17 protein-coding genes are annotated in these 17,775 nt (G+C 64.8%); 6 read left to right on the top strand and 11 right to left on the bottom strand.

Annotated features, from left to right (window positions below; all coding sequences use genetic code 11):
- Positions 1 to 114 precede the first annotated feature (114 nt).
- The 4 genes from QZ408_RS09270 to QZ408_RS09255 are packed head-to-tail and all read left to right on the top strand — an operon-like array spanning position 115 to position 6,869.
- The gene (locus tag QZ408_RS09270) at positions 115 to 3,039 is read left to right on the top strand and encodes a PQQ-binding-like beta-propeller repeat protein (RefSeq protein WP_292491112.1); all 2,925 of its coding nucleotides are present in this window, start codon (positions 115 to 117) and stop codon (positions 3,037 to 3,039) included.
- Positions 3,021 to 5,003: a helical backbone metal receptor gene (locus QZ408_RS09265; RefSeq protein ID WP_292491111.1), complete on the top strand. Its 1,983-nt coding sequence runs from the start codon at positions 3,021 to 3,023 to the stop codon at positions 5,001 to 5,003. Before QZ408_RS09270 ends, QZ408_RS09265 begins: the two co-directional genes overlap by 19 nt.
- A gap of 17 nt (positions 5,004 to 5,020) precedes the next feature.
- Positions 5,021 to 6,118 (top strand): PQQ-binding-like beta-propeller repeat protein, encoded by a 1,098-nt coding sequence (locus QZ408_RS09260; protein WP_292491109.1) that lies wholly within the window; start codon positions 5,021 to 5,023, stop codon positions 6,116 to 6,118.
- A gap of 10 nt (positions 6,119 to 6,128) precedes the next feature.
- On the top strand, positions 6,129 to 6,869 hold the full coding sequence (locus QZ408_RS09255) for a sugar phosphate isomerase/epimerase family protein (RefSeq protein ID WP_292491108.1): 741 nt from the start codon (positions 6,129 to 6,131) through the stop codon (positions 6,867 to 6,869).
- A 4-nt stretch (positions 6,870 to 6,873) separates the two neighbouring features.
- On the opposite strand, the gene QZ408_RS09250 is transcribed toward QZ408_RS09255, so the two are convergent.
- The 6 genes from QZ408_RS09250 to QZ408_RS09225 form a co-directional block, all read right to left on the bottom strand.
- Positions 6,874 to 7,281, bottom strand: coding sequence for a hypothetical protein (locus QZ408_RS09250; RefSeq protein WP_292491107.1), 408 nt, complete (start codon positions 7,279 to 7,281; stop codon positions 6,874 to 6,876).
- Between the two features lie 7 nt (positions 7,282 to 7,288).
- Positions 7,289 to 8,074, bottom strand: coding sequence for an energy-coupling factor transporter transmembrane protein EcfT (locus tag QZ408_RS09245; RefSeq protein WP_292491105.1), 786 nt, complete (start codon positions 8,072 to 8,074; stop codon positions 7,289 to 7,291).
- A gap of 8 nt (positions 8,075 to 8,082) precedes the next feature.
- Positions 8,083 to 9,498, bottom strand: coding sequence for an energy-coupling factor transporter ATPase (locus tag QZ408_RS09240; protein ID WP_292491104.1), 1,416 nt, complete (start codon positions 9,496 to 9,498; stop codon positions 8,083 to 8,085).
- A complete protein-coding gene (locus QZ408_RS09235) occupies positions 9,488 to 10,060 on the bottom strand; it encodes a tryptophan transporter (protein ID WP_292491101.1) in 573 nt (190 codons plus the stop codon). The genes QZ408_RS09240 and QZ408_RS09235 overlap by 11 nt, the downstream gene beginning before the upstream one ends.
- 204 nt (positions 10,061 to 10,264) lie before the next feature.
- Complete coding sequence (locus QZ408_RS09230) at positions 10,265 to 10,855, bottom strand: hypothetical protein (RefSeq protein ID WP_292491100.1); 591 nt, start codon at positions 10,853 to 10,855, stop codon at positions 10,265 to 10,267.
- Between the two features lie 205 nt (positions 10,856 to 11,060).
- On the bottom strand, positions 11,061 to 12,137 hold the full coding sequence (locus tag QZ408_RS09225; RefSeq protein WP_365995891.1) for a histone deacetylase: 1,077 nt from the start codon (positions 12,135 to 12,137) through the stop codon (positions 11,061 to 11,063).
- An 82-nt stretch (positions 12,138 to 12,219) separates the two neighbouring features.
- On the opposite strand from QZ408_RS09225, the gene QZ408_RS09220 reads away from it, so the two are divergent.
- Positions 12,220 to 13,329 (top strand): V-type ATP synthase subunit C, encoded by a 1,110-nt coding sequence (locus tag QZ408_RS09220; RefSeq protein ID WP_292491099.1) that lies wholly within the window; start codon positions 12,220 to 12,222, stop codon positions 13,327 to 13,329.
- 9 nt (positions 13,330 to 13,338) lie between these two features.
- Positions 13,339 to 13,983: a V-type ATP synthase subunit D gene (locus QZ408_RS09215; RefSeq protein ID WP_292491097.1), complete on the top strand. Its 645-nt coding sequence runs from the start codon at positions 13,339 to 13,341 to the stop codon at positions 13,981 to 13,983.
- Here QZ408_RS09215 and cmk read toward each other — a convergent pair.
- The 5 genes from cmk to QZ408_RS09190 all read right to left on the bottom strand — a co-directional run bounded on the left by cmk (position 13,980) and on the right by QZ408_RS09190 (position 17,774).
- Positions 13,980 to 14,522: a (d)CMP kinase gene (gene cmk / locus QZ408_RS09210; RefSeq protein ID WP_292491095.1), complete on the bottom strand. Its 543-nt coding sequence runs from the start codon at positions 14,520 to 14,522 to the stop codon at positions 13,980 to 13,982. The genes QZ408_RS09215 and cmk overlap by 4 nt on opposite strands.
- The gene (locus QZ408_RS09205; protein WP_292491092.1) at positions 14,522 to 15,148 is read right to left on the bottom strand and encodes an EMC3/TMCO1 family protein; all 627 of its coding nucleotides are present in this window, start codon (positions 15,146 to 15,148) and stop codon (positions 14,522 to 14,524) included. Before QZ408_RS09205 ends, cmk begins: the two co-directional genes overlap by 1 nt.
- Positions 15,149 to 15,154: 6 nt before the next feature.
- On the bottom strand, positions 15,155 to 15,730 hold the full coding sequence (locus tag QZ408_RS09200) for an adenylate kinase (RefSeq protein ID WP_292491272.1): 576 nt from the start codon (positions 15,728 to 15,730) through the stop codon (positions 15,155 to 15,157).
- 164 nt (positions 15,731 to 15,894) lie between these two features.
- Complete coding sequence (gene secY / locus QZ408_RS09195) at positions 15,895 to 17,328, bottom strand: preprotein translocase subunit SecY (RefSeq protein ID WP_292491091.1); 1,434 nt, start codon at positions 17,326 to 17,328, stop codon at positions 15,895 to 15,897.
- Between the two features lie 20 nt (positions 17,329 to 17,348).
- Positions 17,349 to 17,774, bottom strand: a complete 426-nt coding sequence (locus QZ408_RS09190) for an uL15m family ribosomal protein (RefSeq protein WP_292491089.1) — start codon at positions 17,772 to 17,774, stop codon at positions 17,349 to 17,351.
- Between the last annotated feature and the right edge of the window lies 1 nt (position 17,775).

The raw sequence follows: 17,775 nt of genomic DNA, 5'->3' as shown, positions 1-17,775 counted from the left end.
ACCGGAGCAGGATGCGCTGTAGTGCCGTACACCCCCCCGAAAACAAAATAATCTTAATTACATAAAGAACATTTTGTAAAGTTTTATTACGTTAAATAAAGTGTACTTGTACACATGCTATCGAGGCAACTATCACTCTTTGTTGGACTTATCATGCTCTCGCTCCTCCTCGTAGGGGCAGCGAGCGCATCGTACCCGATGTTTCATTACGACCCGCAGCGGACCGGCTACGTTCCCGGAGAGGGGCCGCAGACGAACGCCACACTCTGGGTGGCGGAGACAGCCGAATTTGCCGAAGGTTCGCCGGCGGTGCATAACGGAAAGGTCTTCGTCCCGACCTGGCCGGATATGAATTTCGATGAAACCAACCCGATGGGGCTTGTCTGCCACGACGCCGCCACCGGGGTAGAACTCTGGACGAACGAGCTCGGCGGCGCCGGCGTCGGTTCGGTCTCGGGCGTCGCTGTCACTGACGGTCGGGTCTACCTCGGCGGGACCGACGGGCGGCTCTACTGCGTCGATGAAGAGACGGGGGAGACGCTCTGGGCGAGCGACCGGATCGATGCCACCGGCTATTTCGGGCTCTCGTCCTCGCCCCTCGTCTACGAAGGGACGATCTACGCCCTCTCGGCTTCGGACGGCATGCTGCACGCCCTCAACCTCGATGGCACCGTGGCATGGACCTTTGAGACAGGTAACGGTGTGCTGTCCTTCACCTCTCCCACGGGCTACGACGGAAAGATCTACTGCGCAGGGAACAGGAGCCAGATCTTCTGCATCGATCCGGCAACCCGGAGCGCCGTCTGGACCTTCTACCAGGGCGGGTCGGTGAAGTCCTCGCCGGTCGTCGGCGGGGACGGGACCGTCTACTTCACCACCAACTCACGGTGCTATGCCCTCGACGGCACCACAGGCACGGAGCGCTGGAACAGTTCCGTGACCGGGACAGCGGCGACCCCCGCCCTTGCCAACGGGCATATCTATGCAGGGGCCTATGATGGCCTCCACTGCCTTGACGCGTCGACCGGCGAGGAGAAATGGCACTTCCCGGCAAAAGAAGTAAACGTTGCACCGGCCGTGGCCGGAAACCTCGTCTACGCCGCGACCAACGAGGAGACCGGCACCGTGTATGCGGTGGACGCCGGGACCGGCGAAGAGGTCTGGTCATACACCCTTAAGGCCGCAGGTGACGGCACGTTTGCCGCGTTCTTTGCCTCCTCGCCCGCAGTATCGGACGGCGTCCTCTACATCGGCGCCGAGAATAACCGCTTCTACGCCTTCGGGGAAGGAGAGGTATCGGGACCTGCGTTTACCGGATGGAGCGGATCAGTGAGGCTCACAGACGGCCAGACCTTCACGGTCACCCCGTTCAACAACGAGAGCGTCACCTACACGATCAACCGGACCTCGGCGCTTGGGGCGCTCGATGACGCCGCAACGAGAGGTGGGTTTGACTACACCGTCCAGGAGACCGCCTGGGGCGCGTTCCTCTACTCCATCGGCGGTATCGCCTACAACGAGACCTCCTGGGACTCCTGGCTCTACGCGATCAATGGTGAGACCGCCGATGTCGGGGCGGCCGACTACCACCTCAAGGACGGGGACGTCGTCACCTACTGGTACGGTCCCTGGGGATCGACCCCCGAGACTGCCGTTGCGGTGGTCACCATCACCGTCGCCATCCCGGCACCGGGGAGCGGCGGTGGCGGCGGAGATGGCGGCGGCGATTCGCCGTCCTCCTGGATCACCGCCACCCTCAATCCCGGGACGTTCACCCTCACCGCAGACAACAGCAAAAAGACCTATGATGTCAGCCGGCAGACGGCGCTCGGGGCGCTGGACGCAGCCGGAGTCGAGTATACTGTCGACGACACCTATTACCAGCAGTACGGATCGCTCTTTATCGACTCCGTCAGGGGAAGAACAAACGAAGGAGCAAGGGGCTGGATGTACCAGGTGAACGGCGAAAGCCCCGGCGTCGGCGCCAATGCGTGCACGGTCAAGGACGGCGATAACGTCGTCTTCTTCTGGAGTGAGAGTATGAGTTCAACCCCGGCGACCTCTCCGGACGTCGTCTCCATCAGGGTCGTGATCCCGACATCTTCCTGCGGTTCCGGCTCTGACTCTTCAGGCGGAGGAAGTTCCGGTTCATCGCTCTCCCCCGCCGGCGGCGGGCAACCGGGCGGCGGTGAGCAGGGTTCCGCGTCGTTCCACTTCGGACTGCCGGCCGGAGCCGCCGTCGAGCTCGGGGAGTGGGGCCAGGCCTTCTCGGTCAACACAACCGGGGATGCAGTCGCCGTATCAGGAAACACCCTTACAATCAACCAGGGCGGCCTTGTGCTGACCATCGCCGCGAAGAACATCGACGAGAAAGACGGCGTGGCGAGAGGCCTGATCGAGCGCGTCACCGCGGCAATAAGCCCGGTATCCGGGGAGATCGAGGGACTGGGAACCGTCACCGCGTCGCTGGACCTCAACCTCACCGGCATCCCGGCAGCCGACGGCCGGCTCGATATCGCACTCAACGCCACCCCGGATGCAGCAACGGCAAACGCTTTCACCCTTGCCGCCGCAGAGAAGGGTGAAGAGATTACTGCTCTTGCCTACACCATGACCGTCACGCGGACCAACCTGGAGAACGGCGAGGATATCGCCGGAGCGGTGATCCGGATGACCATAAGCACGGGGTGGGTGGAGGAGCACGGCGGCGTCGGCGCCCTCAGGATCGCACGATCCGCAGAGGACGGCACATACCGGATACTCGAAACCCGGGTTGCCGGGACCGATGAGAACGGGAACCTGATCGTCGAGGCGGTCTCGCCCGGCGGCCTCTCGACCTTCGGCCTGCTGGCGGTCGCGGCGGCACCCCCGGCACAGGATACCCCCGCAGCTGCCGCTACCGCTCCCGTCCCCGGGACAGGCGCTGTAACAGCGACACCTCCGCCGTCCCTCTCGTCACCCCCCGTCGTCGCTATAGCGGGTGCGGTCCTGCTTATCGCGGCGGTCTGCCTCGTCATCGAATGGAGAAGACAACCATGAAACATGCCATCAGTACCCTGCTCATCCTCCTGCTCTGCGTCGCCTCCTGCGGCGCCTACCCCCTGGATCCGGGTGACCCGGCCATCCGGGCCTCCCTGGACTACCTCCGCGACTGCCAGAAAAACGACGGCGGTTTCGGGGAAGCAGGGCGCGAGAGTAGTCCCGGCACATCGTCGTGGGCGATCATGGCGGCCGTCGCCGCGGGCGAAGACCCGCGGGGATGGGTGAAGGACGGCAACTCGACCGTCGACTACCTCCGGTCGATGAATGACGATATCCTGGCAAAAGGAGGAACCGTCGATATCGCCCGCACCATCCTGACGCTGGTCGCGATCGAAGAAGACCCACGTGCCTTCTGCGGGACCGATTACGTCGCGGAGTTGAAATCGCGGGTGAAACCCGGCGGCCAGGCGGGGGATCACGTCTTCACGACCATCTGGACGATCATCGCTCTCGCTTCGGTCGGAGAAGAGACTGATGCATCGGCCGCATGGCTGGCATCGCAGCAGAACGCAGACGGCGGTTTCCCCTGGACGCCGGGTGCCGAGAGCGACCCGGACGACACGGGCGCCGCGCTTGAGGCGCTCGCGGCGGCAAGCGTCTCCCGAGACGCTGCCGTGGTGCAGGGCGCACTCGCATACCTCAAAGGAGAGCAACTGGAGGACGGCGGTTTCCATTACGGGGGAACGAGCGCTTCAAACTCCGCATCGGATGCCTGGGTCATCCAGGGTATCGTTGCCGCAGGCGGCAACCCCGCCGGGTGGCGGGCGGGTGAGACAAGCGTGGTCGACCACCTCGTCGGCCTGCAGAATCCCGACGGATCGTTCCGCCACACCGCCTACGTGACCGACAACCCCTGCGGGATGACGGCAAGTGCCGTCCCTGCACTCCTCGGGAAACCGTACCCGGTGACCCCTTCAGAAACTCTATCGCTGTCACCCGCCACGCCCGCACCGCGCGTCGCGGCCGGGCATACCGCCCCGGCCGCAACCCCGGCCCGGACGCCCGCCCCGGCGGCGACGGGAAGATCCGTGACGGTGACCGACGACTTCGGGGAGACCGTCACTATCCGGGGGATACCGCAGAGGATAGTCTCGCTTGCGCCCTCGAACACCGAGATCCTGTATGCCCTCGGCCTCGAAGACCGGATCGTCGGTGCCACCGACTACTGCAACTACCCCCCGGAGGCCGCCGGTAAACCGAAGGTCGGCGGATTCAGCACCATCAGCATCGAGCGGGTGCTCGCGGCCGAGCCCGACCTGGTCTTTGCCGCGATCGGCAACACCGAAGACGTGGTCAACCGCCTGCGGAGCCTCGGGATGACCGTCGTCTCCCTCAACCCGGGGACGAGCGACGACGTCCTGCAGGACATCGAACTCGTCGGGGCGGCCACCGAGCAGGAGGAGCAGGCGGCGGCGTGCGTGAAGGAACTCCGGGCCCGCATCCAGGCGGTGACCGGAAAGACGGAGAACCTGACTGAAAAACCGTCGGTCGCCCATGTCATCTGGTACGACCCGATCTGGGTCAGCGGCCGCGGGACGTTCCAGGACGAGGTGATCGGGATGGCCGGAGGGACCAACGCGTTCGGTTCGGTCGAGGAGTGGAGCATCATCGGCCTTGAAGAGTTCCTCACCTCGGACCCGGAGTACATCTTCGTCAGCTCGGGCACCGGCATGGGCGAGGGAGGGTACGACATCATCTACAACTACTTCATGAACGAGCCCAGGATGCAGCGGCTCAAGGCGGTCCGGGATGGGCACGTCTACGTCGTCGACGCCGACATCATCAGCCGGGGAGGCCCGCGGATCGTGGATGCGCTGGAGGAGGTGGCGGCCACCCTCCACCCGGACCTCTTCGGGACGAGCGCCCAAAAAACAACCCCGGCAGCCCGCTCACCGGGGTTCGGCGTGATTCCGCTTGCCTGTGCGCTGCTCGCCGTCTTCCTGCTCAGGGTGAAGAGGTAGGACCGGATCGGTGCGAAATGCGGCAGAACCCACTCTTACTACTCTTTCTTGCGGCCATCCTCGCGAGCGGCCTTGCGTGCCCCGTCCAGGCACAGGCGCTCGCCGGCGAAGAGATCTGGCGGTCCGGCATCGGAGACCGGGTTTTAGCGGTTGCACTCTCAGAGGACGGCCTCTCCGGTGCCGCGATCACGGGGGAGAGGGTGTACCTCTTTGACGAGAACGGCACGACGCTCTGGAGTTATCCGGTATCCCGCGGCAGGAGCGTGGCCATATCCCCCGACGGCGAACACATCGCGGCCGGCGGGGACCAGCTCCTGCTCTTTGACCGGAACGGGGAGGTGCTCCGCCGTTACACGCCCGCATCCCGGATACTGGGCGTTGCCGTCGCCGCAGATGGGCGGACGGCCTATGCAGGGACCGGCACCGGCCTCCTGGTCTTCTCCCCCGAGAGCGAACAGACGGCCGCCAGCGCCATCTGGTCCTCCGGTACGGAAGATCCCATCGTAAGCGTCTCGATCGATAGAAAGGGGTCGGGCGTCGTCGCCGCCGGCGAGTCGGGGAATATATACTTCTTCAGCGGAGACGGGCGACTGCTCTGGAACTACAGGACGGGCAGCAGCGGCGTCCGGGCGATCATATCCCATGACGGTTCGACGGTAGCCGCAGCATCGTCTCAGCGGGCCGTATTCCTCCTTAACCGGCATGGTCGGCTGCTCTGGAAGTCCCCGGCGGACGGCAGGGTCACGGACGTCTCACTCTCCGGAGACGGGTCGACCCTTGTGCTGGCAGACGGCGGCATCTCCGTGCTCAACCGGGACGGAGAGGCCGTGTGGAGGGGCGTGGCCGGGGAAGAGATCAGGTGCGTCTCCGCCTCGCCCGGCACAACCCGCATCATCGCCGGTGCGCTCGACGGGACCGTATCGGTATTCAGGCTGCAGCCAGCAGCCGGCCCTGCCGGCGCACCATCGCCGGAGGCCGCCTTCACCGCCGGACCGCTCCCCTCTCCGGGGGAGACAACGTCCCCCGAGCAGGGGGCGGCGCTCGCCCCGGCAGTGCCGGTTGCCATCGGCGCGTGGCTTGCCGCACTGGGATGGCGGAGAAGGAGAGGGCGGTAGCCCGGGTCCCATGTCCGGCGAGTGCATCGGCTGCTCCACCTGCTGCCTGATGGACCGGGCGCTTGAGGAGGCGCTCGCTCTTATAGCCCGGCACACGAGCCTCGCGGAGATCCTCTCCGACGGCCCCCACACCCTCTTTTTGGAAGAAGAGACCTGCAGCTCGTTCGACCTTGGATATACGGTCCACGCCCCGGTCGCCGACATCAACATCGCGTCCGGAAACGAGCACCTGAGGAGGGCGGCCGTCAGGGTCATCAGCGACCTCGCAGAGGTCTGCGACCGTATCGGTGCCGGGCGGCTGGTCGTTCACCCGGGGCACATCTGGGGGGAGGAGATGCGGGGCGCCGCCGAGCGGGCCCTCAGCGCTTCGCTCAACGATCTCGCTGCCATCCAGCGGGACGTAAACGTCCGGCTCGCCGTCGAGAACATGGGGGCATGGGATATCTGCTTCTTCCGGGAGCCCGGGTTCCTCGCTCGCCTTGCCGACAGCGGCCTCGGGTTCGCCCTCGACGTGGGGCATGCCCACGTCAACGGCAACCTGGGATTGTTCCTCGAGGAGGGCGGGGCAATCCATGTTCACCTGCACGACAACTGCGGCAGCCGGGACGACCACCTGGCATGCGGTGAAGGCAGCATCGATTTTCGCCGCGTGCTGCAGGCCCTCCCGCGGAGCGCGACGAAGGTCGTCGAACCGGTATCGTTCCGGCAGTACGAAAAAAGCCTCGACTACCTGAGATCGGTCTCCCCCTGAGCCCTCAGGCGCCCCGCCCGATCAGCCGCTCCACCGCCGCGCGGAACGCCCGGAACTCTTTTGATACATCCGGCCCCGGAGAGCCAGGGTAGGCGTTTGCGCCCCGCGCGACGACACGGCGCCCGTCCATCTCCAGCGAGAGGTGCCAGTAGGTGACGTCGCAGCAGGAGTAGGCGGAGACGTACTCCGGCTCCCACTCCCGAACACCGAGCCGATCGACGGTCTCCCGGAACCGCGCCCACTCCTCCCGGGTGGGCGACGCCTCCATCACCACCCCCGAGTAGCCGCCGGCGCTCGCCCATTCGTAGAGGAGCCGGCCGTCCACGAGCCTGACGTAGAGGGACGGTCCGGCGCTCCCGCCGATGTAGAACTCGAGCGCCGCCGGGAGAGAGGAGGATGCACCGCTGACCATAACCAGGTTATGCGACCAGCGCGGCCAAATACCCTGCGACGAGAAGCCCCATGCAGCAGATCCCGGCGACGTCGGCCCTGCCCGGGGCGAGGTCCCGCATGGGCGTCCGCATACCGGACCGGTAACCCCGGAGATCGATGGTCAGCCCGAGGACCGTGGCTTTCCCGAGGGAGTTTGAGACCAGGGGGATGATGATGGGGAAGAGGCCCCGGACCCTGCCGACAAGGCCCTTGCCCGGGTTGTAGGCACGGGCAAGCTGCGCTTCGTGGATCCGCTTCCCCTCGAGTTGCAGGCTCGGTATGAACCGGAGCGCGATCAGGAGCATGAGCGTGTAGTCGACAGGCATCCTGAGGCGGTCCATGACGTGGACGAGGTCGCGCGGTTGGGTGGATATGACGAAGAGCTGAAATGCAAAGAGCATCGCCGCGAACCGGAGCGACATCGCAAGCGCAAGGTCGATCGCTCCTGCCGTGACGGGGATTGCCCCACCGACGACCGGGACCGCCGGGGGGACCAGGAAACCGAGGGTATCCCCGCTCCGGATGGTGAGGACGGTGAGGAGGAGCAGGCTTGCCGCGAGCGAGAGGAGCAGGGGCACCTGGCGGAGGAGGTCGCGGGCGAGCCCTCCCGCCGCCGCTGCGGCCACGACCGCCCCTACAAGAACTGCAAGCATCACGGTGTCGTTCGTCAGCACCGCGAGGGCCACGACGACGACGGCACCGATCAGTTTGGTGAACGGGTGGAGACGGTGAAAGGCGCTCTCCCGGGTGACGTACTGCATAATCTCGGGCATGGTTCCACCTATACTCTCACGCACCCCTGCTCCATCCTGACGAGGCGGTCGGCATACGCCTCCCCGAGAAGCAGATCGTGTGTCACCATGATGACCGTGTGGCCGTCCCGCCGCAGGCGGTCGAGGGTCTCCATGACCCGCGCCGACTCCCGGGCGTCAAGCCCGGTCGTGGGCTCGTCGAGCACGATCACCTTCGGCCTCATGGCGATGACGCAGGCTATGGCCAGGCGCTGCCGCTCGCCCCGCGAGAGCGACCGCGGGTAGGCCACCTTCCGGTGAAGGAGGCCGACCTCGCGGAGGGCCGCGTCGACCGGCTGACCCGGGTCGCCGGGGTCGATGTTTTTGAGCCCGAACGCCACCTCCTCCTCCACGGTCTCCGCAAAGAGCATGGTGTCGGGGTTCTGGAAGACGAGACCCACATGACGCGCGAGTTCCGCGACCGGGACCTTCGCGGCATCAAGCCCGTCGACGAAGACGCTGCCTTCGGTGGGACGGAGCAGCCCGTTGAAGTGTTTGACGAGCGTCGTCTTCCCTGACCCGTTCTCCCCGACCACAGCCACGATCTCGCCGGGAGCGACCTCGAGATCGACTCCTCCGAGGGCCGTCACCCCGTCGTAGCGGTGAACAAGCCCCCGGACGGATATGATGGGAGGCGCCCCCCTCCGGGGGGCCGCCGCGAGAACAGGACGCCGGGCGCCGCTCTCCGTGAGGGCGTCATGCACCGCCTGCGCGGGAGACCCTTCGTGCGTGATCGCCCCGCCCTCGATCAGGACCATCCGGTCGGCGACGGCGGCAAGCGCATCGAGTTTCTGCTCGACAATGAGCACGGCCGTGCCCTCGTCCGCAAGCCGCCGGAGGAGGGCGGCGATCGCAGCGGTCGCCTCCGCGTCCAGCTCGGCGGTCGGTTCGTCGAGGATGAGGACCTCTGTGCCCAGGGCGAGGGTTGCGGCGATGGCGACCCGCTGCTTCTGTCCGCCGGAGAGGGTGTGCGGGGCCCGGTCCGCGAGACCCGCGATCCCGGTCGCCTCCATCACATCGTGGAGCCTCCGCTGCATCTCCTCACGGGAGATGCCGAGGTTCTCAAGCCCGGAGGCGACCTCCTCCTCGACGGTGGAGAAGATGAGCTGGGCATCGGCGTCGTCAAAGACCACACCGACGTGCCTCCCGATCCCGGCCATGCTCCGGTAGTCGCGGACGCTCTTCCCGAGGATGGTGATGCTGCCCTCGAGCGTGCCGCCGTACTCGTGGTGGAGGATGCCGGACGCCGCAAGGCAGAGGGTCGTCTTCCCCGCCCCGGTAGGGCCGGTGACGAGGACGATCTCCCCCCGCCGGATCTCAAGGCCGATCCCGTCGAGTGCCGGCGACCCGGAGCCGGGATACGTGTAGGAGACGCCCGCGAGAGAGAGGGCGGTCTCAGGAGTCATCGGCCGGTCCTGCTCCTGCTCTCCGCACCGGGGCCGCCTGCCGGGCCCCCCGCAGGAGAGCCCGCGACGCCGGCACCTCGAGCGCCTGTGCGACGACGGCGTTGACCGTTGCCGTGATGAGGACGATCGGGACGGTGACCGCGAGGAACGCGCCGGCGGTCCCGAACTTGCCGAGAACCGTCGGGGCCACCGCGATGAGCGCGATGAGGATGAAGGAGAACCCACTCGCGAGGGTGGCCAGAAGCGTCGTCACGGCGGGTGCGAGCACGAAGCGCTCCTTGAGCACCAGATAGGTCGCGAGGCAGACGACCGCCCCGACGGGTTCGCTGATCAGGTTTGCGGGCGGGAAGATCGAGTGGCTGATGAGGGCGCATATGATGCCCGCTACAACGCCGATCCCGAGCGCCTCCCGGAACGTGGGCACGACGAGGATGATGGCGAGGCTATAGAAGGCGATCACGAGGTTCGATACGATGGGGCCGGGGATCAGGAGGGACATGTACCTGATGATGGCCCCTACGGCAAGGAGTATGCCGACGATTGCGATATCTCTCGATTTCATGGTATCTTATCTTCATAGTATGGTGTTCGACGGGCGGTGCGGGTTTGAGGGTTATTGAGGTCGGCAGGGACGCCAACGTGGTTGGGAGAGGGGCCGGAAAAGTCCCCCGGAGGTGATGGGCCAGGCGAAAGACCCCGATAGCACCATGGACATCATTGTACAAAATAGTACATTAATGTATATATAGATACCTCTTGCTGTAGATCACCGTCGCCGTATAAGGAGCGCGGCAACAAGCACTGCGCCGGCCGTGATCCACGCAGCGGCAACAGGCGCCGCCGCTGTCGACGTGGGCGAAGGTGCGGGTGAAGGTGTCGCCGCTGAAACCATCGGTGCCTCTGGCTCCGTGGGCATCACGGTAGTCGGAGCGGCGGTCCCCGCCACCGGGGTCTCCGGAGGTGTGCCGAGGGTGACGGGGATGGTCGTGTAGGCATGGCCGGAGAGATTCGATCGGTCGACGGGGGCATCCACGGCGTAGACGGTGTAAGTCCCCGGATCGAGCCCGGCGTCGCCGGTCCTCCAGCGGTAGGTCCACCGGTCGCCGCCCTCGACCGCCACCGTCGTGAAACTCTCCGGGTCGCCCGACCGGACAGGCGTATCCGGGTTATCGAGTCGTCCGCCGGCAGCCGGCAGGTTCGGACCGGTGACGAAGAGGTAGACGGTATCGCCCCCCGTGCTTGTTCCCGTGAGCGTGACGATGCTCCCCGGGTACACGGTGACGGCAGAGACGGCCGCCACGGTCAGGAGAGCGAGAAAGAGAAGAATGACACCAGGAGTTCCAATGCGACCGGGCATGCGGTTCACCGCCGCACCATCCCCGCGGGAGACGATGAACCTGATCCCCGGGGAGCAAGAACAACCTTGAACACCGAAGGTGCAAGTCGCGGAGCCGCGAAGCAACTGGGTATGGATAACCCTGGAGAACAGCCGTAAACAACCTCGCATGGGCACTCACCGCCGCTGAGGACAGGCAGGATGATCCTGACCGTTACAGAGGCAATCAGGCAGGAACAGCCCGTCCCACACCGATATACGTCTCGACAAGTTGCCGGGTGCTTGCCTTCGGCTCACCGCCGCCCGGGGTGAAGCGCGCCCCGTCAAGGGCGGCAATGATCGCGCCGACGGCCCCGGCATGCAATCGCCCGTAGCCCCCCTCGAGCACGAGGGCGAGAGCACCGGGACCCGCGTCCGCGAGCATCCCGGCGAGAACCCCGAAGTCGCCCGGTTCGAGGAGCATCGAACCGAGTGGGTCACCGGCGAGCGCATCCTGCCCTGCCGACACCACCACGAGGTCCGGCTCGAACCGCCGGATCGCCGGGATGAAGACCTCACGAAAGACCAGGGTGTAGTCGGCGCCGGTCGAGCCCGGCTCAAGCGGTGCGTTGATGGTGTATCCAGCGCCCGGGCCGGCACCCCGTTCATCCGGCCAGCCTGTCCCGGGGAAGATCCCCATCTGGTGGACCGAGCAGTAGAGCACCCGGTCCGATGTGTAGAACGCCATCTCTGTTCCGTTGCCGTGGTGCACGTCCCAGTCGACGATGGCGACCCGGTCAACCTCGCGAAGCGCCCGCGCCGTCGCGACGGCGGCGTTGTTGAAGAGGCAGAACCCCATCGCCCGGTCCGGCGTGGCGTGGTGGCCCGGCGGGCGGACCAGGGCAAACGAGTGTTCGCCGCCGAGCGCGCGGTCCACCGCCTGAGAAGCGGCCCCTGCCGCGTAGAGGGCCGCATCGAACGACCCCCGGGTGACGTAGGTGTCGGGGTCGATGTAGCAGGCCCGGCCCGGGGGACACTCCCTGCAGAACGAGTGGATAGCCGCGATGTGCCGGTGCGTGTGCACCCGTGCAAGGTCCCGGGTCGTCGCCTGCTCCGGAGGTACGCGGCGGGCACCGGCCGGCACCCCGGCAAGCGCAGCCTCGAGGCGTGCCTGTGACTCGGGGTGGCCGGGATCGTCATGGCCGGCAAAGACATCCCCCGTCACGACCGAGTATGGCATGGCGATCAGGGCAGGATCGCCGGCACAGGAGATGAACCTTCTCCTGCCCGGGTGCCGGACAGCCAGTTCCCGGTAATGCCGCACCGACAGAGGACGGCGACCGTGCCGCCGGGTGTGCTTTTAAGGGGAAGGGATGATATAGAAATGTTGTATGGCCCTGTGCGGTGTGATCTCTCCGTCGTGTATCTACGCCTGCACCCGGTTCCGCGTCCGCAGGACGAAACTCCTCTCCCGTGAAGCGTATCTCCGGATCATGCGGATGAGCATACCGGAGGTCGTCACTCACCTCGGCCGGCAGGAGGATTACCAGGAGATCATGGATCTCGCCGGCGACTTTTCCGGCGCCCAGCTCATCGAAGAAGCGGTAAACCGCAGTCTGGCCCGGTCGTTCCGGAGCGCCATGGCGATTGCCCCGGGGGATCTGCACACCCTGACGGGAGAATACCTCGCCCGGTGGGACATCGCAAACGTCATGGCAATCCTGCGGGGCACGGTTCACGACGTACCCCGGCGACAGATCCGTGACCTGCTTATCCCGGCGGGCGAGCTCGACAGCGCGCTCCTCGACCGCCTCCTCGACCTCACCGGATGCGGCGATGTCCTGGAATCGCTCCAGGATTGGCGGCTCTACCCGGCCCTTGCAGAATACTACCGGATCTGCGGGGAGAAGGGCGTCTTTGCCCGGATCGAGGACGAACTCTACCAGCAGTACTACGCCGGGCTGCTCGGCCTTGCCGCATCAGGGTGTAGCGGCTGCCAGGAGTTGATCGCCTACCTCCGGTTCGAGATAGACATCACCAACATGAAGAACCTCCTCCGGCTCCATTGTGCGAAGGAGGCGTGCGACATCACGGTCGTCGACCGGACCATGATCCCGGGCGGCAACATCCCCCTCGCTCTCTTCCGCCGGCTCTACGGCATCGGGACGGAGGAAGAGTTCATCAGCGTCTTCTTGCAGATGGCGATCGCCCCGGTTCTGGCCCGGGCGGTGCGTGAACTCCGGCAGGACCCGAACTTCTCGAGCACGGACGCCGCAGAGCTGGTCTGGCGGCGGTGGCACCAGCACCTGCGGCCCGTTCACGAGCTCGAGATGGCGATCACCCGCGTCAGGCTTCAGCAGATGGATTCCCTCTCCCGGCGCCACCCGTTCTCGGTCCTGCCGGTGCTTGCGTACCTCGAGCGAAAGAGATACGAGGTCGCGAACCTGCGGGCGATCGCACGGGGGAAGGCGTTCGGTCTGCCGGCCGACCGGATATGGCAGTACATTGTCATGTGAGGAGGAGCCATGCCGATCGACGAGATCAAACCTACCCGGGCCGGCCTCCTGATCGTCAGGCGGCGGATGGCGCTCGCGGAGCGGGTACATGAACTTCTCTCGATGAAACTCGATGGTATGATGCTGGAACTGGTCAGGCTCACCGACCGGGCCGCACTGCAACGCCGGGAACTCGAAGAACTGTATACCAGGGCCCGGGAGATGGCGGCAATCGCCGCCATGATGGAGGGGGCGACAGGAGTGCTCCTTGCAGCACTCTCGGTGGAGACCGTCCCGACCTACACGCCCGGGCACAAGAACGTCTTTGGCGTACACCTCCCGGACCTGGAACCGGTAGCGGTGAGGAAGACGCTCGATCAGCGGGGATACGGCGTCCTCGGGACATCATCGGTCATCGACGACGCCGCCGACGCCTACGAGAACCTCCTTGAAGCGATCATAGCAAGCGCCGAACTCGAAGGGGGCGTCAAGCAACTGCTTGACGAGATCGAGCGGACCCGCCGGAGGGTGAACGCGCTGGAGTTCAAAGTCATCCCGGAACTTGTGGAGAAACGCCGGATCATCGAGGACCAGCGCGACGAGATGGAGCGGCAGGAGTGGACACGACTCCGGCGCATCAAAAAGATAAAGGCAAAAAGGGCGGAGAAACTCTAGAGGGTGCCTTTCTGCCGTGCGAGGCACGCAATCGCCGTATCCACAATCGCACCGAGAGCGTCCACGCCGAAGGTCTCGGAGGAGAGGACGATATCATACGGCGAGAGGTCGTTGATATCGATGCCGTAGTAACTCCGGTAGCGGGTGGCCTCCGAGCGCTGCCGGTTCTCGGTGTAGACCCGGGCTCCCTCCTCGTCCATCCCGTCACGCCCCGCGATCCGCTTTGCCCGGCAGGAGAGCGGTGCAGAAAGCCAGATCCGGAGATCGGCGTTCTCGATCATCCGGCCCGAGAGCCTCCCCTCGACGATGATGTCTTCGGAACCCTCACCGATCTCTTTCTGCCGGGCATCGATCATCCGGTCGACCGCGGGGTCGCTCTCCGCAAACCTGCCGAACGCGGCGAGATCCATGCCGTGCTCCCGGGCGAGCTGCCGGAAGACCTCCCCTGCAGATATGAAGTCGAGCCCGTGCTTCCCGGCGAGGTAGCGGGCGAGCGACGTGGTGCCGCTCCCCGGGGGGCCGCTGATGGTGATCCGCATCAGAGCCCTCCGATGTTGAGCGACTTCCGGATCACCTGGCTGATCGTCAGCGAGCAGAGCATGTACCACAGGATCCAGGCCGGCACGATCCAGAACGCAATATCCGAGAGCGTGACGGCCCCGATGAAGGGCATCACGATGCCGCTCGCAATGGTGGTCGGCGTGCCGACCGCCGGGAGCCGCAGGAGGAGCCAGAAGAATATCGGCACCGAGAGCACGAGGATGATCGCCATCGGGGTGAACTGCTGCCGGGACATATCGAGCTGGTCCTGCATCATCCGTTCCTGCTTCCCCTGGAGTTTCTTGATCCGTTTTTCGTCTCCGGAGAGCTGGGCCTCCCGGAACTCCTTCTGGAAGACCCGCATCTTCGCCTGCGTCTCCTGCATCTTCTCATAATCGATGGTATACTTCTGGACGAGCGACGAGTACAGGCCCGTGATGCCGGAGAGGATCAGGATCATGACGAAAAAGGGTACGCCGAGTCCGTTCGGGTCGATGAAGGGGCCGAGCAGGACATTCATCCCCTGACCGACCGTCACCCGCACCCACTCGATGCCGTAGGAGAGCATCACGAGCATGGTGAAGAGGAGAGCGATCGTCGGGCCGTGCTTCTTCAGGTCCACCATATCAGGTTACCTCAGTACGTCCACCAGATCGTCGATGCCCCGTTCGAGGAGGAAGTTCTCGTTTCGGACGATCTTGATGGTGCAGCCGGTGTACATCGCGTATGCTGCGCTGACCGCGCGGTTGAACTCCTGGTGTTCGGCGATTGCCCGGGCTCCCTCCATATCCCGGACTCTCGAGGCGTCGCCGAGCCGGCGCATCAGGATCTGGTCCGGGTCGGTCTCCACCAGCACGACGACATCCGGCATCAGCTCCCGGAGCACCCATTCAGGCAACCCCGCGAGGAAGCCCGCCGGGGTCTTGACGCTGCTGTGGGTGTCGATGATGATGTTCGCATCGGCGCTCATGGCAGCAATCTCCGATGCCGCCGCCTGCTGGAGGCGCTTCTGGACATCTTTTCCGAGTTTGCGCATCTCGTCGCGATTCGAGACGAGGCTCTCTTTCCTCGCCACGTCGAACATGAACGTACCGAAATTGACGGCCTCGTAGGCGACACCTTCGGCCGCCAGCCGCTCCATCGCACCATTGATGACGGTGGTCTTCCCGACGCCGGGAACCCCCGTCACGACGACTTTCTTCCCCAACTCTATCACTCCGTTTATGTTATAGTTCCCTGCAGAATAAATCCGCGCCCACGGGAGTAATGCCTTTCGGAATCACCCCGACCTTGAGCGGCGGCCGAAGTCGCCCGGGTAAAAAAGCGGATGCGGCGGTATTGTTCCGGGAAAAAAGGTAAGTCCACCTGGACTTACTCCTTCCCGAAGAATCCCCGCATGAACGGGTACATCTCCATGATCTGCTGGCTCGCGATCTCCTCGTAGAGCCGGTAGGTGATGCTCACCGCAAGCAGCAACCCGGTCCCGCCGACCGCGCCGATCACACCAAAGAGGTTTGCGACGACCGAGAGGATCCCGATGAACGCACCGCCGATGATGGTGATCCTCGGTATGTAGCGGTCGAGGTACCTCTCAAGCACCTGCTCGTTCCGGCGGTAGCCGGGGATGTGCATCCCGCTCCTCTGTATCTGCCGGGCCACGTCTTTTGAGTCGAGGCCCGCGGTCTTGACCCAGAAGAGCGCGAAGATCGCACCGCCGAGCACCATGACGGTGATATCGATGCCCATTCGGAGGAGGATCTCCCAGGGGGCATGCCCGAGGTCGGAGAGCCACCACATCCAGTCCTGCGGCTGGTTGATGGGAGCAATATACCACATCAGGCCGCTTATCGGCTGCTGCCCCTGGAACTCACCGAGGATCGTTATCCCGGCGTTCGAGAGGAGCATCCCGATCATCTGGATGTTCGCCTGCAGCACCCGGACCAGGATCATGGGGAGAACGCTCGCGTAGATGAGCTTCACCGGGAACCGCGCGCGGGCACCCCGGACGGCGGTATGCGCAAGCGGAATCTCGATACGGGTCGACTCCACGTAGACAATCACCAGGAAGATGATGATCGTCGTGACGAGGGCGAGCACGTCCGTGCCGAAGTACTCGAGGAAGTTCGCCCCCGATGTCCCGATGGCGATCAGCCGCGGGAAGAACCCGATCGGGAAGGGGTCGGTGCCCGTCTGCCAGTTCAGGAACCCGTTCACGAGACCCTGCGAAACCCCCGCAACGATGAAGAGCCCCACGCCCGATCCGACACCCCACTTGGTGACGACCTCATCCATCAGCACCACGAGGAGGCCGCCTATGCAGAGCTGGAGGAAGATCAGGAACGAGACCGCGAACATATTGCCGCCGAAGAACTGCGTTGCCACCGACGGGTCGGGCATCATCATCCCGCTCAAGACCATGGGAAGCGCCTCAACGACGATCATCACGAAGATGAGCATCTTCTGCAGGCCCATGTACATGACCTGGCCGCGGGCTTCGCTCGTATCGATCTGCAGGATTCCGGCGCCCTTGAGCAGCTGCAGCACGATCGACGCGGTGACGATCGGCCCGATACCGAGATGCAGGAGCGAACCGCTCGCACCGGCAAGCAGGGCGCGGTATATTCCGAAAATATCCTGTGACTGCGGAGAGAGTCCAAAGATATCGATGTTGGTCAATGTGAAGTAGAGGAGCAGGATTGCAAGCGTCCACATCAGTTTGTTTTTGAAGTGGACGTGCCCCTCCGGACTTCGAACTGCAGGCATCGCTGCAAGGAAGGATTCAAATCTATCCAGCAGATCTCCCATGGTTTCACCTGAAAAGAAGATCAGACGGTCGTTGCCTGACCGCCCATCTCCTCAATTTTTGCCCGGGCACGTTCCGAGAACGCCCGGGCGGAGATACTCATCTTGTGGGTGACTCTTCCGCCGCCGAGCACCTTGTCGATACCGATCCCGGTGACGTCAAGGGCAATGAGGTCGCCCTCTTTGCTTGCAAGCCCCTCGCGGAGCAGTGCCTCGGCCATCTGGTCGATCTCCCCGACATCGAGGGCGGATACCGGCACGGACGTCTTGCTGACGAACCCGTGCTTGCCGTTGGATATCTCGCCCTTTAAGTAGAAGTGGGAGAAGCGGTGATCCCGCTGCCCGGCTCTACCCCGTCCACCCCTGTTGCCAGCGCCGCGCCGGTTCTTGTGCGTGCCGCCGCCGCAGGTCCGTGAACCTCTATATTTGGTTCTCTTGTTTACGGGCATC

It is taken from the genome of Methanoculleus sp. 10 (assembly GCF_913757945.1).
In the GTDB taxonomy this organism is placed as follows: Archaea; Halobacteriota; Methanomicrobia; order Methanomicrobiales; family Methanoculleaceae; genus Methanoculleus.
This window is presented reverse-complemented; position numbering and strand designations above follow the sequence as displayed.

Coding starts and splice junctions, on each gene's coding strand:
- QZ408_RS09270 (WP_292491112.1), top strand. CDS start 115: ATGCTATCGAGGCAACTATCACTCTTTGTTGGACTTATCATGCTCTCG.
- QZ408_RS09265 (WP_292491111.1), top strand. CDS start 3,021: ATGGAGAAGACAACCATGAAACATGCCATCAGTACCCTGCTCATCCTC.
- QZ408_RS09260 (WP_292491109.1), top strand. CDS start 5,021: ATGCGGCAGAACCCACTCTTACTACTCTTTCTTGCGGCCATCCTCGCG.
- QZ408_RS09255 (WP_292491108.1), top strand. CDS start 6,129: ATGTCCGGCGAGTGCATCGGCTGCTCCACCTGCTGCCTGATGGACCGG.
- QZ408_RS09250 (WP_292491107.1), bottom strand. CDS start 7,281: ATGGTCAGCGGTGCATCCTCCTCTCTCCCGGCGGCGCTCGAGTTCTAC.
- QZ408_RS09245 (WP_292491105.1), bottom strand. CDS start 8,074: ATGCCCGAGATTATGCAGTACGTCACCCGGGAGAGCGCCTTTCACCGT.
- QZ408_RS09240 (WP_292491104.1), bottom strand. CDS start 9,498: ATGACTCCTGAGACCGCCCTCTCTCTCGCGGGCGTCTCCTACACGTAT.
- QZ408_RS09235 (WP_292491101.1), bottom strand. CDS start 10,060: ATGAAATCGAGAGATATCGCAATCGTCGGCATACTCCTTGCCGTAGGG.
- QZ408_RS09230 (WP_292491100.1), bottom strand. CDS start 10,855: ATGCCCGGTCGCATTGGAACTCCTGGTGTCATTCTTCTCTTTCTCGCT.
- QZ408_RS09215 (WP_292491097.1), top strand. CDS start 13,339: ATGCCGATCGACGAGATCAAACCTACCCGGGCCGGCCTCCTGATCGTC.
- cmk (WP_292491095.1), bottom strand. CDS start 14,522: ATGCGGATCACCATCAGCGGCCCCCCGGGGAGCGGCACCACGTCGCTC.
- QZ408_RS09205 (WP_292491092.1), bottom strand. CDS start 15,148: ATGGTGGACCTGAAGAAGCACGGCCCGACGATCGCTCTCCTCTTCACC.
- secY (WP_292491091.1), bottom strand. CDS start 17,328: ATGGGAGATCTGCTGGATAGATTTGAATCCTTCCTTGCAGCGATGCCT.
- QZ408_RS09190 (WP_292491089.1), bottom strand. CDS start 17,774: ATGCCCGTAAACAAGAGAACCAAATATAGAGGTTCACGGACCTGCGGC.